12 protein-coding genes are annotated in these 20,180 nt (G+C 37.4%); 9 read left to right on the top strand and 3 right to left on the bottom strand.

Annotation, left to right across the window (positions count from 1 at the left end; genetic code table 11):
* Positions 1-13 precede the first annotated feature (13 nt).
* The 6 genes from ACXACJ_RS03355 to ACXACJ_RS03330 all read left to right on the top strand — a co-directional run bounded on the left by ACXACJ_RS03355 (position 14) and on the right by ACXACJ_RS03330 (position 10,286).
* The gene (locus ACXACJ_RS03355) at positions 14-2,302 is read left to right on the top strand and encodes a S9 family peptidase (RefSeq protein WP_475132855.1); all 2,289 of its coding nucleotides are present in this window, start codon (positions 14-16) and stop codon (positions 2,300-2,302) included.
* Between the two features lie 1,067 nt (positions 2,303-3,369).
* On the top strand, positions 3,370-4,224 hold the full coding sequence (locus ACXACJ_RS03350; protein WP_475132854.1) for an NHL repeat-containing protein: 855 nt from the start codon (positions 3,370-3,372) through the stop codon (positions 4,222-4,224).
* A gap of 37 nt (positions 4,225-4,261) precedes the next feature.
* Positions 4,262-4,804: a hypothetical protein gene (locus tag ACXACJ_RS03345; protein ID WP_475132853.1), complete on the top strand. Its 543-nt coding sequence runs from the start codon at positions 4,262-4,264 to the stop codon at positions 4,802-4,804.
* Positions 4,791-5,696 carry a carboxypeptidase-like regulatory domain-containing protein gene (locus ACXACJ_RS03340; protein ID WP_475132852.1) on the top strand — a complete coding sequence of 302 codons (906 nt, stop codon included), beginning with the start codon at positions 4,791-4,793 and terminating at the stop codon, positions 5,694-5,696. Before ACXACJ_RS03345 ends, ACXACJ_RS03340 begins: the two co-directional genes overlap by 14 nt.
* Before the next feature lie 332 nt (positions 5,697-6,028).
* Positions 6,029-6,832, top strand: a complete 804-nt coding sequence (locus tag ACXACJ_RS03335) for a sulfotransferase family protein (protein WP_475132851.1) — start codon at positions 6,029-6,031, stop codon at positions 6,830-6,832.
* 241 nt (positions 6,833-7,073) lie between these two features.
* Complete coding sequence (locus ACXACJ_RS03330; RefSeq protein ID WP_475132850.1) at positions 7,074-10,286, top strand: PAS domain S-box protein; 3,213 nt, start codon at positions 7,074-7,076, stop codon at positions 10,284-10,286.
* 89 nt (positions 10,287-10,375) lie between these two features.
* On the opposite strand, the gene ACXACJ_RS03325 is transcribed toward ACXACJ_RS03330, so the two are convergent.
* The 3 genes from ACXACJ_RS03325 to ACXACJ_RS03315 all read right to left on the bottom strand — a co-directional run bounded on the left by ACXACJ_RS03325 (position 10,376) and on the right by ACXACJ_RS03315 (position 15,340).
* Positions 10,376-12,607: a Tex family protein gene (locus ACXACJ_RS03325; protein WP_475132849.1), complete on the bottom strand. Its 2,232-nt coding sequence runs from the start codon at positions 12,605-12,607 to the stop codon at positions 10,376-10,378.
* A 101-nt stretch (positions 12,608-12,708) separates the two neighbouring features.
* Complete coding sequence (locus ACXACJ_RS03320) at positions 12,709-13,428, bottom strand: hypothetical protein (protein WP_475132848.1); 720 nt, start codon at positions 13,426-13,428, stop codon at positions 12,709-12,711.
* Between the two features lies 1 nt (position 13,429).
* Positions 13,430-15,340, bottom strand: coding sequence for a YncE family protein (locus ACXACJ_RS03315; protein ID WP_475132847.1), 1,911 nt, complete (start codon positions 15,338-15,340; stop codon positions 13,430-13,432).
* Between the two features lie 374 nt (positions 15,341-15,714).
* On the opposite strand from ACXACJ_RS03315, the gene ACXACJ_RS03310 reads away from it, so the two are divergent.
* From ACXACJ_RS03310 to ACXACJ_RS03300, 3 genes are all read left to right on the top strand, one after another.
* Positions 15,715-17,664: a sensor histidine kinase gene (locus ACXACJ_RS03310; RefSeq protein WP_475132846.1), complete on the top strand. Its 1,950-nt coding sequence runs from the start codon at positions 15,715-15,717 to the stop codon at positions 17,662-17,664.
* On the top strand, positions 17,661-18,077 hold the full coding sequence (locus ACXACJ_RS03305) for a response regulator (RefSeq protein WP_475132845.1): 417 nt from the start codon (positions 17,661-17,663) through the stop codon (positions 18,075-18,077). Before ACXACJ_RS03310 ends, ACXACJ_RS03305 begins: the two co-directional genes overlap by 4 nt.
* A 104-nt stretch (positions 18,078-18,181) precedes the next feature.
* Positions 18,182-20,035, top strand: coding sequence for a 7TM diverse intracellular signaling domain-containing protein (locus ACXACJ_RS03300; RefSeq protein WP_475132844.1), 1,854 nt, complete (start codon positions 18,182-18,184; stop codon positions 20,033-20,035).
* Positions 20,036-20,180: the final 145 nt, after the last annotated feature.

The following is a 20,180-nucleotide window of genomic DNA, read 5'->3' as shown; positions in this document are numbered from 1 at the left end:
AAATCAACCTAGCATGCAAAAACCACTGAACCTCTCCTACATCACTTCTCTCCTGCTTTTCAGCCTTACGCTTTTACTAAGCAGTTCAAATATTCAAGCCCAAATTACTGAAGACACTTACCACCGAGCAGAGTATTTTCTGAGCAACAATATTCAGAGGGAAGTCTATCATTTGGATGTGAACCCGAACTGGATTGGCAATACTAATACATTTTGGCACCAAACCTACACCAAAGATGGCAAGCTCTTTTTCATTACGGACATCGATAAGAAAACAACCGAAGTACTTTTCGACCATGCTGATTTAGCGAAACAACTGGCTGAGAAAACCGGAACAGAAGTAGATCAGAAGGAGCTTCCCATCAACAGAATTCAGGTTAACAAAGAAGGAAAAATCAGTTTCCAATGGAGAAACCAAAACTGGACTTATTCTCCTGAAGACAAATCACTTACTTCAGAAAAACAAAGAGAAAACGGAAGCCGAGAATTTGCCATTTCTCCTGATGGTAAATGGAAAGTTTATACTAGAAACTTCAACCTTTATGTTGAAAACCTTGAAACAGGCGAAGAAACTCAATTGAGTTTCGATGGAAAAAAGGGTTATGAGTATGCTTCTTTTTGGGGCTGGTCGGATATGATCTATGGAGAAAACGGTGAAAGGCCGTATCACTTCACAGCACAATGGTCACCAGATTCTAAGTTTGTCTCAACCCAAATTGTAGATCTTCGCTTAGCCGATAAAATGTACCTGCTGGATTGGAGTCAGGATGATAAATTCCGCCCCCAGCTTATGTCGTATTATCGCGGATCACCCGGTGATACAACAGTAGTTCAATACGTGCCGGTAATCTTCGATGTAGAAAATGCTAAGGAAAGGAAATTCGCTCAACTCACGGGCACTCACTTCAACAGCACCAACCTTCGTTGGAGCCCTGATAGCAAAAGGCTAAATGCGATTCACACTAAAAGAGGTTACAAAGGCTTAAGCCTTATTGAGGTAAATCGCGACAACGGAGACATCAGGACTATCTACTCTGAAGATTCCAAAACCAATATCAACAGTCCAACTTTGCGAAGACTTGAGAATGGCAATTTCATTATCAGCTCTGAGAAATCTGGCTGGAACCACCTTTACCTATACGATTGGGACAATGGTAAACTGATCAACCCTATTACATCTGGTGATTATGTGGTAACGGGCATCACTTATATTGATGAAGAAAATGAGACCATCTATTTTCAAGCTACGGGAAAAGCAAGCGGTGTAAACCCCTACTACCCGATGCTTTATAAAGTAAATCTTGACGGTTCTGGCCTACAATTGCTTACTGCCGAAAATGCTTTCCACGAAATATCCTTCAGAGGTGGAAAGGACTATTTTATCGACAATTACTCACGAGTAGATATGCCAACCGTTTCTGTGGTGAGAGAATTGAAAACAGGCAAAATCGTTTACGAAATCTCAAAAGCCGACATTTCCAATCTTACCAAACGCGGTTACCAAAGCCCACAACCTTTTACTGCCATTGGAAAGGACGGAAAGACCCCGATTTATGGCATTTACTATGTACCGACCACCTTCAACAAGAAGAAGAAGTACCCAATTATCGATTATACTTACACTGGTCCGCATACTGCCAGCACTCCCAAAACCTTTAGAGCAGGGTTGATCGGCTTACAACAGCCCATGGCCGAACTGGGTTTTGTGGTAGTTACAGTAGATGGCTTGGGAACAGCGAGAAGAGGAAAGGCCATTAGCGACATTTCCTACAATAACCTTGGCGATGGCACTACAGACCATGTTTTGGCTATAAAATCGCTCGCTTCAGAGAACAAGTTTATTGACATCAATAAAGTAGGGATTTTTGGTCATTCTGCTGGAGGTTATGATGCGGCCAGAGCCATGTTGCTTCACCCTGATTTTTATAAAGTAGGCGTTGCCTCTTCGGGGGATCACGACCACAGAATGGAAAAAGCATGGTGGCCAGAAATGTATATGGGCTACCCAGCGGGCGATTTCTATCATGAACAAAGCAACATAACCAATGCCGCCAACCTGAAAGGCTACCTCCTTCTGGCTCATGGCGGTATCGATGAAAATGTGAATCCTTCCGCCACCTTCAAATTAGCCGAAGCTTTGATCAACGCTGGCAAAGATTTCGACCTGTTTATCTGGCCAAGCCGAAACCACAGTTATGGCAGAACCAATGGCGATTACTTTACTAAAAAACGCTGGGATTACTTCATTGAGCACCTTTTAGGCGAAAAACCAATTAGGCATTATCAGATTAAGGTGGACTGAGATAGTTGTTTGAAAAATTGGTTAGAGGAAATCAAAAATCCGAGCAGTACTGGTCTACTCTATTTTGGTCAATAATCGTTTTCTACAAATTGGTAAAGTTCACTCCCATTATATAAGCTTTTCAACACATTCTTAATCACACAACAGAGTAAAAACTTGTGATTTTTAATGAACACATTAAATCTAAACATGAAGAAAGACTAAAAAATCATCTCCGAAAACAATGCATTCGAACCTGAATAAGGCAATTAAAATCTTGCAGTTAAGAATTAAATATGCTGTAGAAATATTCACAAAGTTGATAATCTAATTTATGAACCTGAGATGAATATTCAATATGAATAACGAAACACTCACAATTCGTTAGCTGCATTACTTCAACGATCCTGATCTTGAATTAGAAGAGTATTTAGCTGATAAACAGGAAGATATTTTTAATTATATCTATTTACAGTGTAGCATTCCCCGAAAATAGGGCAGTTAAAAAAATCATCAATCAACCACACTAACATCAAATTAAAAAATAACTACATTCATAAAATACATTTTTTTATTAAATTTATAACAAATAATAATCAAGTTTAACTTTTTTAAAAAAATGTCATGAAAAATAAAATAATGATTATTGTACTATTTGCATCGCTTGGAATATTTTCTTCGTTTGCTTCTGAAACAGTCGGCTGTACAGCGGAATGTGGAGAATGGTCCTTAACCTGTGAGAGTGGTAACTGCAAACTAGTAACGAGATCTAACGGCAGAATTAAACTTAAGTGTGACGGAGAAGTAATAGCCGATTTTTTCTGTGAGGAGATACCTTTATAATTAACCTCATCCACAACTTACTACGTTTGTGCTATTTCAAAACACATTGGAATAGCATTTTTTTTAAAGAAAATCAATAACATATAATGTTTAGCACATTTCGAGGCAATAAATTTCTATTATCAGTTTTAGTCATAACTTTTTTTTCATCATGTAATAGCAATAAAAATTCAATCTATAAACTGGATAATTTAGAGACTATAGACTCATTTGGAGATAGCATTTTTTTCTCTGATATAACAGGAATGCTATATGATAATAATGGCTTTTACTATTTTGTGGATAGTGAGTCTTCATTGATTTTAAAAACAGACACTCTCCTAAGACTAGTTGATACTTTTGGAGAAAAAGGCCTCGGACCGTTAGAACTTGAAACTCCTTTACAAATAGAATTGTACAAAGAACACCTATACATTTGCGATGACTACTCTGGGAAATTGGTGAAATTCACTAAAAACGGAGAAGAACAAAGCAATATTGATTTTAATTTTTTGGTAGATGCACAATTTTCCATTCATGATGAGAAAATTTATGCATTTAATAGAGGTACAGATGGGGATAACAACCACCCAATTGCCATTTATGATTTAGAAAATGGAAAGTTCATCACTTCCTTTGGAGAAAAAGTGGAAAGTTCTGGTGAATTATTTTTCAATAGACACAACTTTGTTGTTGACAACTACCTTATAAGCGCATTAGCTCACAACATACCTATAGTAGAGACATATAATTTGAAAGGTGAATTATTACAAAGAGCTGATTATTCAAAACACCCAATTATAGAGCATAGGGTAAGAGACCTACCTCGTTATATTAAGCGAGAAACTTCAGGAGCAGTAAGAACATCCGAAGTGTTTGTTGGTGCTGATTACTCAAACGGTTACTTGTATTTACTTTTCACAGATTGGAGCAATACCGAAAACAATCTTAAACCAAATTATATCTTTAAGGTTTTGGCTAACACAGATACGATCAAAATAGAGAAAATCTTCAAACTCAATAACGGCTGGTATAAGTCATTCATTATTGGAGCAAACAATACCTTAATAACCTATGAAAGACAAAATGGCCTAATAGAATCTTATCGTCTACCCAATTAAATCTTTCGACATCCCCTTTACATTAAATTGTATTTAAATGAAGTCTTATCGGTTAGTAATTTACAGTTCCTTAGCTTTAGCCTTATTCACAACTCAAAGCTGCAAAAACAATGGGCATGAAAAATTCCAAGATGACGAAGTAAATCATGCGGCATATTTTCAAAAGGTATCTAAGATTAACACCTCAATAAATGGAAAAAACATTGACTTCCTCAACTCTTTGATAAATACAAAGCCTTTTACGGAAGAGGTCCTACTATTAATTAGTACAAAAAACGATTGTATCTCTTGCGTTGAAAAGGGATCCAAAAGTCTCCAAGACTATAAGATTAAACCCAACAGCCCTCCTACTTTAGAAATACATTTCAAACCCGATAAAGTTAAAATTAAATTCGAATTAGAAGATTTCTTATTAGACAACAAGAATGGATTTGCTCACGACTTTGAGGTATTTATCTCTAAATATCCAACTCCAATATTAATGCTATACCAAGAAAGTAAGGGTATTAAAAAAATATATTGTATACCTACTTTTGATGATGAAGAAAGAAGAAACGATTTTTTAAATGGGAAAAACTAAACTTTCGCTTTTGTTTTTTATATGCTGCCTGATTGGAAACTTTAATGCCATTGGGCAAGAATATTATTATGGCCATATATTGGGTGAAAACAATGCTCCAGTTCCATATTGCTCCATTGGAATATTTGGCTCTAATAGAGGGGTGATAAGCGATGAGAATGGAAAGTTCAAAATTGCCACTAACCAACTATCAAATACCAACTCAATAAGAATTTCTCATGTTTCTTATGTCCCTAAATCTATATTGGTATCCAACTTAAGTCGGTCTGAAAATAACAGAAGTAATATCCATTTAACAATAAAGAGTATTGAACTTACTGATATTCAGGTATTCGATTACACTCAATTTCAGAAGAAAATTCAGATTTCGCCTAAAAAAATTTTTGAATCAGTTAAGCTTTCTCTACAAGGAGATTACCTTACAAATGAATTTGGTGAAGTCTTTGGTAATTTAATTAACCTGAAAAAAAAGACTTTATTGAACACTGTGAGTTTTGGCATTAACATAGATGGCTCTTGCGACAATCTATTGTTTAGATTAGTTCTTAAGAACATTGAAAACGCTCGTCCTTCATCAGACATACTTCAACAAGAAGTATTTTTAAAAGTATCAAAAAGTGGTTGGCAAGTAATAGACCTTTCAGAACATTATATAGTAGTTGAAAGTGATTTTTTTATTGGTTTAGAATATCTAAAATCTAAAGGATGCAGCTTAACTATTTATACTAAAAATGGGAAAACAACTAGGCCATACAACTTAATACCCAGTTCTTTTGAAGAATCCATATACCGCCTTTCCAATACATCCGAATGGAAAAACAGCAATTTTGCTAAATACTCCATTAAAATATCAGCTCTACAAAGTAGACATAAGACAAAAAAGAGTAAATAATTATTAAGAATAAACACCGTAAGGCTCAAACATGATTAATTAGGACATCTTCAATGGCATTACATTATCAATGTGGTATATTCTATTATATCGATCTCAAAGTTGGATACTTCTCCTTTCCTTACTTCACTACAATACTCCCAAGATTTTCACTTTAAGTATTTGAATTCAAGCCACATATCAAAAAGCATTAATAAACCAGGCTCATCCTCACCGTAATTTTAAACAAGATCATGCAAGATTATTTTAAAGCTCGAGTTATTTTTGAGCTTTCTCTGGAATACGATTGGGTGAACTAAGTTGGCCTACGGTAAAGATTCTAGCTTTTATCTATGAAACGAAAAATCCTATTTTTTATATCAAGGTTTGGGCTCAATGCTAAACCAAAATTTTTAATTATTGGAGCTCAAAAGGCGGGAACGACTGCCTTGTTTTCGATATTAAATCAGCATAGTCTAACAAAACGACCAACAAGAAAAGAGATTGGATATTTCAGTTCGGATGCATGGTATAAAAGAGGCCGACTAAACCAGTATCATGCTTTTTTCCCATTGACACTCTCGTTTCTCGAAAAAAAACAGGCTTTTGAAGCAACTCCAGAATATCTATATCATCAAGAGGTTCCTAAAAGGCTACATGCTTACAACCCCAACTTGAAACTCATTATTGTTTTAAGAAACCCCGTGGAGCGTGCATTTTCCGCTTGGACAATGTACCACCACCATTTCAAAACGGGTAGTTTCAGGCATCTCCATGATCCTCGCTCATTTTCAGAAGCGGTATCTGATGAGATTAAGCCCGAAAAGTCAAAAACCTCCTATCCTGAAGATCGAATTGCTTACGTAAAAAGAGGCTTATATCAGATTCAAATTGAGAATTATTTAAAATTCTTCCCTGCGAGTCAAATTTTGATTCTGGAATCCAAAGAATTAAAAAACGACTTCGATGCCATTTCTCATAAAATTCAAGACTTTCTGGCCTTGCCCTATGAAGAGCTAAAACCACAAGAATCGAATAAGAGTAAAAAAAATGACTCGGAGATTTACGGTTCGGAAATTGAACTTCTAAAAGATTTCTACAAGCCATATAATGAAAAGCTTTTTCAGTTTTTAGGCAGGCGATTTGACTGGGAATAGGTGAAAATAAGCCAGAATAGCTTTCAGAAACACATTTCCCTAAACCTTCATTATCTTAATATCAATTCATTCGTATATGCTTACTAAGGCTACAGAAGTCTTAAACATTTCCGTTTTTTAGAAGGGGAAATTTCTCTTTTTAAACTTTTCAGTATTATCTTTCAAACCATTACGCAACTATTCTATATACCTCGAACGGTTTTTACCATCTTTCCCTTTTCACTAAAATCTACAATGGTCTATGCATAAACCACAGAAGCCACATAATGAAAAAGAGCGACTTCAAGCGCTGCATGCCTATGAAATTCTCGATACGTTGCCTGAAAAAGAGTTTGACGATATCGTAGAAATTGCTTCTGAAATTTGCGACTCCCCTATTGCCCTGATCAGTTTAGTAGACGAAGACCGACAATGGTTCAAATCCAAAATCGGGTTAGAAGTAGATGAAACCGCCAGAGATTTCTCCTTTTGCGCCCATGCTTTAAATGGTCCTAAAGAAGTTTTCGAAATTGAAGACACTCATAAAGATGTGCGTTTTGCGGATAATCCTTTGGTTACTGACGATCCTCACATCAATTACTATGCAGGAGCTCCTTTGGTTACGCCCAACGGGCTAATTCTAGGAACACTCTGCGTAATCGATCGAACTTCTCGATCATTAGACGATAATCAGAAAAAGGCGCTTATGGCTCTTTCACGTCAAGTGATGAGCCAATTAGAGCTTAGAAAGAAGAACAAGGATTTAAAACAATCCAGAGCGCTTTTTCAAAAACTGATAGAAAGCGTTGGTGATTATGTTTTCGAAACCGATGGTTTTGGCCAGTTCACTTATTGCAATCCACTTATCCCTCAAGATACAGGCTATTCAAAGGAAGAATTACTACGCCTCAATTACCTTGATATTGTTCATGAAGATGACAAACAAAGGGTTCAAGAATTCTTTGAATCAGCCGCCATGCAAGGCAAGTCTGATTTATATATTCAATTTAAAGTTCAGACCAAAAAGAACCCAGAAAAGCCAATTATTGTAGGTCAAAAAACTCACTTGGTATACGATAAAGGGCTTTTGAAAGAAGTTAGAGCGATTGCCCGTAACATTACGCACGAAGTAGAATTACAAGAAGAGCTCGATGAAAAAGCTGAACTCTATCAATTGATTTCGGAAAGTGCTCAAGACATTGTTTGTCTCCACGACATTGATGGCTCCTACACTTATGTTTCTCCTTCTATCAAAGAGAACTTAGGATATACTCCCGAAGAAATTTTGGGCAAAACGCCTTACGATTTCATGCACCCTGACGATTTTGATCGTGTTCGCAGCAATGCACATGAAAAACTAATCCGAGGTGATAAGCAGAACTTTGTAGAATATAGAATGAAAAATAGCGAGGGCGAATATATTTGGTTCGAATCGGCCTCCACATCTATTTTAGACGAACAAGGAGAAGTAACTTCCATTCGCTCTTCTACCCGAAACATCAAAATCCGAAAGGCGCAGGAATCCATCATTAACGATCAAAACTTCAAGCTTGAATCATTCGTTCTTGCCACGCCTGTTCCTGTGGCCATGTTCGATCGTAATATCAATTACATAGCCCACAGTAACCAGTGGCTAAAATCCTATGGCCTAGAAGGCAAAGAAATCATTGGAAAGAATCACTATGATATTTTCCCTGAAATTGGCGATGAATGGAAGAAAATCCATCAAAATTGCCTGAACGGAGCAACTCACAAAAAAGATGAAGACCCATTCGAAAGAGCAGATGGTTCAACTCAATGGCTGAAATGGGAAGTAAGACCTTGGTATAACCGAGGTGGGGAAATAGCTGGCATTATTATGCTCACTGAGGATATCAGTAGATTTAAGCAGCAAGAAAACGAGCTGATTGAAGCTAAAGAAAAAGCGGAAATGGCTTCCGAAGCGAAAGCTAACTTCCTTTCTGTGATGTCTCACGAAATCCGAACACCGCTAAATGCAGTGATTGGATTGTCGCATTTACTGCTTCAAGAAGGTCCAAGAGCCGACCAAATGCAAAGCCTTAACATCATTCGTTTCTCAAGTGAAAATTTATTGAGCTTGGTTAACGATATATTAGATTACAATAAAATCGAGGCTGGAAAGGTTGAAATTGAAAATACCACTTTCAGCCTAGAGGATTTGATTAGCAACATTAAGCAAGCACAATCCTTTAAGGCCGATGAAAAATCGGTGAGCTTAAAACTGCTTTACGATAAAGACTTACCTCATTTTATTGTGGGCGATTCTTCACGTCTCGCTCAAATCTTCAACAACCTTTTAAGCAATGCCATTAAATTCACCAAAGAAGGTTCGGTAAGAATTACCATTGAAGAGGTTCAGAAAACAGAAGATACTGTTAAAATATACTTTGAGTTTAAGGATAGTGGCATTGGAATATCTGAGGAGAATCTCGAAAAGATATTCGATCGATTTGTTCAAGCAGAATCTAATATTACCAGAAATTTTGGAGGCACCGGACTTGGCCTTTCTATTACCAAATCGCTCCTCAGCATTATGGGAGGCGAAATTCAGGTAGAAAGTAAGATTGGAAAAGGTTCAACCTTTAGCTTCGAACTAGAATTTCCTTTTGTTGAAGATGCAGCAGGCAAAGTCTCTTATTCTCACGAGTACACGAGTGATATCCGCGACCTTTCAGAGTATAATCTTTGGATTCTTTTGGTTGAAGATAATCATGCTAATCAGGTTGTTGCTACCAAATTTCTGAATAACTGGGGCATTCAAGTTGACATTGCGGTAGACGGCTTTGAAGCCATCGAAAAAATTCAAGAGAAAGCATACAATCTTGTTTTCATGGATTTACAAATGCCGAGAAAAGATGGTCTTTCTGCCACTCAAGAAATCCGAGAACTGGAAGGAGAATTCTACCAAAATGTACCTATTCTGGCACTTACAGCTTCTTCTGACAGCAGCACGCTTGCCCGAACCAAAGACTACGGCATGGATGACGTGGTAACAAAACCTTTCATTCCTTCTGAGCTATACAAAAAAGTAGTTCGCTATACACTTCAGGATTTAGACAAGGCCAAAGAAATACCGGCTGCCCCAGAACCAGAGGTAATTCCTACTTCGGAAATCAACATTAGCGACATTAAGGAAAACCTATTTTCCTTTGCTGGAGCCAACGAAGAATTCGTAGTTAAAATGTTTCAGGCCTTTATTGAAAATCTAGAGGAGTTCTCCGCAAACTACCCTATTTATATTGATGAAAGGAATATTGAGGACAGCCGCTTTATTATGCATAAAGTAAAAAGCACTTTCTTAATGCTTGGCCAACAAGATATTTACAATGATTTGGAATTGAGCATGAAGGCAATGGAAGAAGGAAGGGTTCACCCTGAATTTGCCAAAGCCATGATTCTATGCAATGAACTTCTAGCTCAACTAAAGGGCTATGTAGCTACAGAATCAGTCTGATTTATCAAAAAATTAAAAGTTGCCTCGAAATTCATTGCACTGAGTTCTTCAGAACAAAACATGAATTTTGAGGCAACTTCTTTATTTATCTATCTTCCAAATTTGCCTTTTAAAGCGGCAAGTTTAGAAGCCATGTCACCTTCTGGCTCTTTTTCTCTCTTGTTTTTCTGCGACTTTTTAGGCTGAGGTTTTGCATCTCCTTTCATGCTCAAGCTGATACGCTTTCTGGCAATATCCACCTCAAGCACAGTAACTTCTACCCTTTGCTGAACACTTACCACCTCGGCCGGATTGCTTACAAACTGATCTGAAAGGTGGCTCACATGAACCAAACCATCTTGGTGAACTCCGATATCTACAAAAGCCCCAAAATTGGTTACATTGGTTACGATACCGGGAAGTTTCATTCCTGTACGCAAATCTTCCATATGGTTGACTCCCTCTGCAAAGCTGAAAGCTTCGAACTGCTCTCTAGGATCTCGACCAGGTTTCGCAAGTTCATCCACAATGTCTTTCAATGTTGGAAGTCCCGTTTGCTCCGAAATGTATTTCTTTAAGTCAATCTGCTTTCTTAAGCTTTCGTTTTTGATTAAATCGGCAACTGAGCAGCCAAGGTCCGCGGCCATTTGATTTACAATGGTATATGATTCAGGGTGAACAGCACTTTCGTCTAATGGATTTTCTGCGCCTCTGATTCTCAAAAAGCCAGCCGCTTGTTCAAATGCCTTTTCTCCCAAACGGGTCACATTTTTTATGGCAGCTCTATTCTTGAATGGGCCATTTTGATTTCTATACTCCACAATATTTTTGGCCAATTGTGGCCCCAAACCAGCCACATAGGTTAGCAGTTGTTCCGAAGCGGTGTTTACTTCAACACCAACCGCGTTTACACAACTCATTACCACATCATCCAAAGAATGCTTTAAAGCACCTTGATCCACATCGTGCTGATACTGCCCCACTCCGATCGATTTTGGATCGATTTTAACCAATTCCGCCAAAGGATCCATCAATCTTCTTCCAATAGAAACCGCTCCTCTCACGGTTACATCTTGATCTGGAAATTCATTTCTGGCAATTTCCGAAGCTGAATAAATGGACGCGCCACTTTCGTTTACCATAACTATAGAAACGGATTTTGGCAAACCTAAACCTCGCACAAAACTCTCCGTTTCACGACTTGCAGTACCATTTCCAATGGCGATGGCTTCCACATCAAATTTCTCAACCATGTGTTTTACTGCGGCACCAGACTGAGTGATTTTCCTTTGTGGTTCATTCGGGAAAATAGCTTCGAAATGAAGAAGTTTTCCCTGTCTATCGAGGCAAACTACTTTACAACCTGTTCTGAAACCCGGGTCAATTGCGAGCACATTTTTACTACCCAAAGGAGCGGCCATCAGCAATTCTTTCAAATTTTTGGCAAACACATCGATAGCTTCTTCATCTGCCTTTTTCTTGGAAATCATTCTCAATTCAGTTTCCATAGAAGGTTGCAATAAGCGTTTATAACCATCACGAACGGCCATTTTCACTTGTTCGGCTACCGAGCCCGAACCTTTTACAACAGCCCTGTCCAGTAAATCTATTGCATCTTCTTCCGGAGGAAGTGTATCCAACATTAGGAACATCTCGCTCTCACCTCTTCTCATGGCCAAAACCCTATGCGAAGGAGCATTCGAAACAGATTCTTCCCATTCAAAATAGTCTCGGTATTTTTGCGCTTCTTCTTCTTTTCCTGGATATACTCGGGCTTTGAAAACTGCTTTTTGCTGGAAGAACCTTCGCATTCTCGCCCTAACTTCTTGATCTTCGTTGATCCATTCGGCCATAATATCTCTAGCTCCCTGAAGAGCCTGATCTACATCTTCAACCTGCTTTTCAGCATCAATAAACTGGGTTGCTTCTGCTTCTACATCCAGCTGATTTTGCTCAAAAATGATTTTAGCCAAAGGCTCCAATCCTTTTTCCCTGGCAATGGTTGCTTTGGTTCTTCTTTTTGGCTTGTATGGCAAGTAAATATCTTCAAGTCGGGACATGGTTTCAGCTTCCATGACCTGCTTTTCGAGCTCGTCTGTAAGTTTCTCCTGATCCTTCAGTGACTTAATAATCGCTTCTTTTCGCTTATCCAGCTCACGTAGCTGCACAATGCGATCTCGAATAGCCGCAATGGCTACTTCATCGAGCGAACCTGTAAGTTCTTTTCGGTATCGGGAAATAAAGGGTACGGTTCCGCCTTCATCTAGCAAATTCACCGTGGATTTTACTTGATTTGGGCTTATAGAAAGTTCTGTAGCTATTCTCTGAAAGTGTTGCTCCATATTTGAAATTTAAAGGGCAACAAAACTAAAAAAAGATGTTAGGCGAGGAAGACAAAAGAGATGATAAATACTGAAAAAATATACGGCAGCTCAACTTATACCTACTCTTCTCTTCTAACCCAACCTAGTAAAGTCTGCAACTTTACACCTACCTTTAGCTGAGCTCTTAAACCACTCCAATTGGACTGTACAGCAGTTCCATCTTCCAATAACAAGTCTTCAGTATACCATTTCAAGTTGGTTCTACCATCAATGAAATAGCCTGCATCTAAGCCTAGATAAAAAAGTTCAAATTCTTTATTTACCACAAACCCTAATTGGGAGGAACCACTAAAGCCATCATATTTATAAGTCCGGGTTCTAGAACCTAAAGAAGTCTCAATTTTTGTTGCTTCGATCAGTTTGGTATATATCCCTCCAAATTCAGTATTAAAGTAAAAGTTCCATGTCCCCATTTCATAAAGCAGGTACTGAAAAGAAAAAGACAAACCATGCCCCTTAATTACATTGTCTGCTTTGTAAGTGCCAGAGTAGTCTCTGTATGCAATTCTACCTCCTGTGCTCTGATAGCTCAATTTTGAACTAAAAACCCACCTATCAGACATCTTTCTACTGTAAGCCAAGTTATAATTGACAAAAGCAGGAAAATCATCTGTTACCTTACCTTCAACAATAGATTGTTCCAAAAACTCATGCTGGTATGCCTTAACATCTTCCATGTTATACTGGCCATAGCCTACGGAGAAATATATCGAAGCCTTTTGACTCAAAGCAGGAAGAGAAAAACCAACAAAAGCAATCAGTGTAAATAACCTCTTCATACTATTTAAATTTGAGATAAAGGCCCGAACGTGAAAAGATATAGTCACCAGCCGAGAAATAACCCTCACTGACAAATTTAATTGGAGAATCTACATATCGATTCAACTCTTCTTTCTCCAGAGAAAAATATACGATGTATTCATTTCGTCTACCAATGTAGGTATAGTAGGCATTAGAAATTCCATCGAAACGAACACCATCTCTCAAAGCAAAAGTCAACTCATTGGCATCAAAAGACGACTGCCTCAATGTCTCACCTGTATTTATGTCTACTATGGAAAAAATCTCATTTCCCCCGTTGCTTGTATTGATAAAATACTCACTACCACCAAGCAAAAAACCTACTGACCTTGGTCTAGGGCCAGCCTTTTGAAATTGATGCAAGAAAGAATTCCCCGACCTCTTGTATACATTAAAATCTGTCACCAAAAAATCTCCATTTGGGCTCAGCTCATGAACTCTTTCATCAGACTCCAATTGAAACAATACGTTCCCATTTGAAAGGTCAACCAAGTAAATGGTACCATTTCTATAGGTATTCATTACCCCATTATTCGAGACACTTACTAAGGAAATCACATTATCGGTTGGAGGCAACCACTCACCAACTTCATGAGTTTTTACAAGATTTAAGGTAGCTGGATCGAATTCATAAAGTTTGGCTGAGTTTGCTACAAATAATCTATTGCCATCTGGTGTAATAATAAGGTCTGAAAGAACACTAAAATCGAGAATATCACTTAACTGAAGACTGTCTTCCCGAATGTTATTTAGTAAATCCAGCTTAACCAATCTCCCATTTTGCTCATCCTCTTTAATAAGGAAAAAACCTGCATTTAATGCTGCACTGGATTCAAAATCAACGAATTCAGGAATTGGAGCACCTACCCTACTGTCGCCCAAATTCACATAAGATGCGGGATTTTCAGAACTTCCAACAGTCTCTACTCCTAGTCTAGCCTGATCTCCAAATCCCAAATTAGAATCGTATTCAAATGAAGTTTCATTAATATCTGAAATTTCACGAATGACTTCCCATTGGTTTCCAGTGTTTCTGTTCCTTTCTAAAATTCTATACTTAGTAAAAGCCTTTTCAAGAAGAGGCTTATTCCATTCAACTCTATGCTTACCATTTTCAAGTGCTTCAATCTTGAATTCACCATTAGGCACACTCTCAAACACCTCAGTTTTTGGTCCCACTCTTTCTTGGTTAGCAGCAGTAATATTCACTCGATATTGAACTCTTCCTGCCACAAAACCTGAATCTATAAAGCTAATTTCATCGGCATTATCAAATTCCCAACGGGCCGATTCATTCAGTCCATTCAAAATCGAATTTCCCTGATAAAATCTTATAAGGGTATACTTTTGAAAATTAGTACGCTCATATTTGGGCCAACGAACCGTTACAAAACCATTCTCATTTTTAACACTTGAAATATGGATTTGCTGGGGCTGATCAATATCAATTTCCAAAATCCATTTTCTTTCAATATCGATAAATTCTCCTTCCTCTTTCTCTGCTAAACTCCCAGAATTGGTTTTAATCCTAAAATTGAGAATCATCGAAAAATAACCTGTACCATAAGTTTTTGGGTTAATATCCAAATCAAAGCCTTGTTCTGGAAAGGGGGCAGACTTTACCAATCTATTGGCAATTCTAAGGCTCCCGCTTACTACTTCCCTCCCTTGCAATAGCGTACCAAAACGTAATTTAATGGGCTCAAAAAAAGTAAGGGTGTCACCTACGTCTACCAAATTGACGGTAGTTAAATTTTCAAGAGAAACATCAATATCACTAGCAATGGGTTCTTCTAACTCATTAAAAAAATCTCCATCGGGAGAAAACGTACAAGCTGAAACCAATACTAGAATAACACAAAAAAAGCCCCATTTTTTCTTAAAAATCATCTATTTAGTATACCCGAAAGGTTTTTAAACATCGTTCAACGAAAGTATGAATTTAAAAAGAGTATAAATCTAAAACATAAGGAAATTCTCTTCTTAAAAAGCCATTCTCAGGTCACAAGAAAAACTCGCTAAAACTTTCAAAAATCCACTTATAATCAATCCAAAATAAGACCATAGATAACTTCTCTTATTTTAAACTGAAAGCAAATCCCATAAATTATTACCATTAAAAACAGAAAATTTCATTTTGAAATTCTTTATATTGGAACAATCAGCCAAGCAAGAAGATTTACAAAACCATCAAAGTCTATCTTCATTAAATCTATAGTTAAACTTGAGGTTTGTTCTGCTAGCTTTTTCACATAAGCAGAAATATGAACTGGACGTTAAAAAAAGTCGAGCCTAGTATCATTGGTATTGTCATCCTAGTCAGTGTAGTGGTAATGCTCGGATGGGCTTTTGAAATTGAAGTCATCCTGAGTTTAATTCCGGGAAGCTCCACAATGAAATTCAACACAGCGCTGTTGTTTTTATTAGGAGCGATTGAATTAGCTCTAATCAAACAAAAGTCACGGTTCACTTCCATTATCTTCTTCAGCCTTACTTGCTTTTCCTTTGTGCTTGCCAGCCTTACCTTAGTTGAAGATCTATTTAAGATATCCTTGGAAATAGATAATCTATTCATTGATGATCCATTTTCAGCAGAATTGCCAGGACGAATGTCTCCCGGAACATCTGTTTCGTTTATGCTTTTGTCGATTTCTCTTTTTGCCGGAAAGTTCGAGAATAAGGCAGCCAAAATCATTAATAGAATTCTGGCAAAAGCCATCATTCTTGTATCATTCACCTCCGTTGTTTCCTTTTTGCTAATTATCCCTATGGATGCCAAAAGTTTCTTTCTTCAAACTATGGCCATTCATACTTCATTTTTATTCTTAAGCATTTCCTCATTAGTGCTGATTAAAAATCCCGATTCCTTTCTCGTAAGAATGGTAAATCAAAGTTTAATGGGGAGTATTCTCTTTAAAAACCTACTACCTGTTATTCTGGGGCTCCCTATTATTTTAGGCCTTGTTTTGTCCATCGTATTATCAAGAGACAGAATAGAACCACCCTTTGCCATAGCCATTTATGCAACTGCTACGGTCGTTCTTAGCATAATTTACGTGCTTTACATCGCCAGCCGCCTAAATGCAACAGACATTGTAAAGCGTGAGTTGGATAAGGATTTAAAAGCCAGAAATAACCATTTATTTCAGTTTAAAAAGGCTTTGGAAAAAACAGCCATGATTGCCATTACCGATACTGAAGGAATTGTTACCTACGTAAATGCCAAACTGTGTCGAGTTTCCAAATACAGAAGAAGGGAATGGATTGGAAATTCATTTAAAATGGTGTATTCTGGCCATCACGGCAATCACTTTTTTAAAAACATGTGGAGCACTATTTCTAGTGGTCAAATATGGTCTGGGGAAATCAAAAATTTAGCGAAAGACAATTCTGAATACTGGGTAAACGCTGCCATAATTCCCTTAATCGATAAAGAAGGACAGGTAGACCAATACATTGCCATAATGGAAGATATTACAGAACGAAAGAATTCTGAGCGCATAATGGAAAGAAAATACCTTAGAGAGCAACAACGAAATTTAGAACTAGAACAGTTCGCATACATTGCATCCCACGATTTACAAGAACCTTTAAAAACCATCAGTAGTTTTTCTGAATACATTAAAGAAGAGTACAAAGAAAAGCTAGACGACAAAGCAAAGAAAAGCTTCGACTTTATAAACGATGCCACCGGCAGAATGAGTGAGCTAATTAAAGGGCTTTTAGATTACTCCAGAATCGGAAAAGAAAGAGAGCTCACCTTAGTAGACTGTAATGAATTGGTAGAAGAAGTTATAAAAGATGTCAATAAGTTTTTAAAAAATTCATCAGCAATTATAGACATTCACAACTTACCTACACTTTCCGCGTACAAACTCGAACTGAGACTCCTTTTTCAAAACCTACTAATTAATGCTGCCAAGTTTTCTAGGGAAGGTATAAATCCCGAGATCACGATTTTTTCAAAAGAAACTAGAAAATATTGGCGTTTCTCTGTTCAGGATAATGGCATTGGTATAGCCAAAGAACATTTATCAAAAATATTTGTGATTTTCCAACGTCTGCATGCCAGATCAAACTATGAAGGCACTGGTATTGGATTAGCACATTGTCAGAAAATTGTTGAAATGCATGGTGGGGAAATATGGGTAGAGTCTGTGTTGAACGAGGGTAGCACCTTTCACTTTACCATCCCAAAAAAGATTGAGATATGAAAGAGAAGTTGAATTGCGTAATGCTGATTGATGATGACAGAGCGACAAACTTTTTGCACGAAATCGTACTTGAAAAAGCAGATTGTGCAAAAACCATCAAAAGCTTACAAAGTGCCGAAGAGGCCTTAGTCTATTTAAAAACCAAGGTTAATGGAAAAAACCCGCAACCCGAGCTCATTTTCTTGGATATTAACATGCCAAGGATGAATGGCTGGGAGTTTCTGGATGAATACCACAAACTTGAAGATTACGAAAAAGGAGGCATTGTCGTAGTCATGCTAACTACCAGTCTAAATCCTTCAGATTCTGAAAAAGCCAAAGAGGTTGTAGATGTTAAAGAGTTCTTAAACAAGCCTTTGACTGTTGAATCTGTGAACCATATTTTGCAAACCTTTTTTCCTAACCATCTTTAAAAAACTAAGGTTGAACAGCAAAATGGGTCAGTGAAACTATTGAATTCACTGGTTTAAATGGTATTTACTAATTTTACCTACTTATTCAATTAATAATCGGTAAAATGGTGCTAACCAAAACCTCGTTGATCTTTACATTTCTGCTATTCTTCTTACCACAGAATGATAGAGAAAGGGTCTTTATAGACAACTACAACGAGGAGTTTCTTTTGGCTTTTAACGACCTTCCCATTTTGGTCGATAGCACGGGGACACTTAGTCTCAATGATGTTATCCATTCTCAAAAGCAGTTCACCATTACCCCAGGCTACAAACCTAAAGATTACTGTATATCATGTACCTATTGGATTAAAGTACCTTTATTAATCGCGAACGACCTCGATAAGCAATGGATTCTTGAATTCTACGACCAAACGATAGACCACATAACGGGTTATTTCCCTAATGAAGATGGCGGCTATTATACTTCAGAAGTTGGTGACTTTCTTCCTTTCGATCAGAAACCCTTTCTACATAAAAACTTTGAATGGATTATTGATACGAGCATTAAAGGGCAACAGAATCTCTATTTCAAAATCAAATCGCATTCCTATGCCGATGTACATATTTCCATCCGAACGGTCAACAAATTCATTGGCTATTCCATCAATGAGTATTTTTTGTATGGGATTTTCTACGGCACCATTTTTATCATTGCCATTTATAATATCCTGATTTTCTCGGCCATACGAGAGCAGAAATACCTTTTCTATACTTTTTACATAATTAGTGTTGGCGTTTACGCCATGTGTGTAGATGGTGTCGCGTTTCAGTATTTATGGCCACAATGGCCACAATGGAACCAAATTGCCTACGGAGCAGCCTTGTTTTCACTCATTTTCTGGTCACTGCTTTTCTCTAAGAAATTCCTCAATACCAATATCAATGCGCCAAAACTCCATAAAGCATTGAACTGGACAATCATCTTGAGGTCTTCCATTTTTGTTTACGCATTGGTCTTTGACCCCACCCTTTTCCAATATCGTAATATCGAAATCCTTCCCCTTTCATTGATATTTTACGCCAGTATAAGGGTCTGGCTAAAAGGCTATAAACCAGCACGTTTCTTCGTTTTGGCGTACGGAATTCTATTTATAGGCTTTTTAGCCAAAGCGCTTCTATACCTTTCTGTTCTTCCATTTATGCCAATGTCGTATTATAGTTTGCATATCAGTTTTCTGCTAGAAATGCTGTTTTTGACTTTTGCATTGAGTGATAGGGTTAGAATTTTAAAATCGAACAGAGATAGAGCCTTTAAGCGAATAATCAATCAGCAGAAAGAAAATGCGGAACTGAAGGATAAAGTAAACAAGGAGCTTGAACATAAAATTAAGGAACGCACTAGGCAGCTTGAAGAAAAGAACCTGCTCTTGGCCAACACTAATCAAAAATTGATTGAGCAAACCAAGGAAATCAATGCTATTAATTCTAAGCTGGATTTAGACAATTGGAAGCTCAAGAACAACATCAAAGAGATTCTGCAAGATAGGCTCATCAATAAAAACCTGAACCTAGAACAGTTCCAACGGATCTTTCCAGATCAGCTCACCTGCTACCGCTTTTTAGAAAAGGTTAAATGGGGAAATGGATACCATTGCACCAAATGCGGTAACGGAAAATACCTAGAAGGAAAAACCAAATTCATCAGACGCTGCTCTAAATGCGGTTACAGCGAATCGGTAACCAGCAACACTATTTTTCATCATATAAAATTCCCAATCGAAAAGGCTTTCTTCATTTTGTACATCACAAACAATCGACAGAAAGAGTACACGCTCGACCAACTTTCTGAAATGTTGGAGATGCGAAGAAACACAATTTGGAACTTCAAAAAGAAGATAGAAAAGGTATATAATAGCGAAGATAAGACCTCGTCAACAGTACTTATCCACAACCTTTTTAGCAGCCATTTAAATTAACAATTTCGCTCTTTTTCCGAAGCGATATTTTTCATTGACATTAAAGCGCAATATGCAAACGTTTTCAGCCTTAAATAGCTTTTTAAGGCTATTTTCCGTTGATACTAATCCGCAATAAATAGAGCAATTTCAATCGTTTTTCTGA

The sequence above is a fragment of the Roseivirga sp. AWQ4_251 genome, from assembly GCF_056158225.1.
The sequence above is the reverse complement of the archived record's forward strand: the minus strand, read 5'-3'. Positions and strand labels throughout refer to the sequence as shown.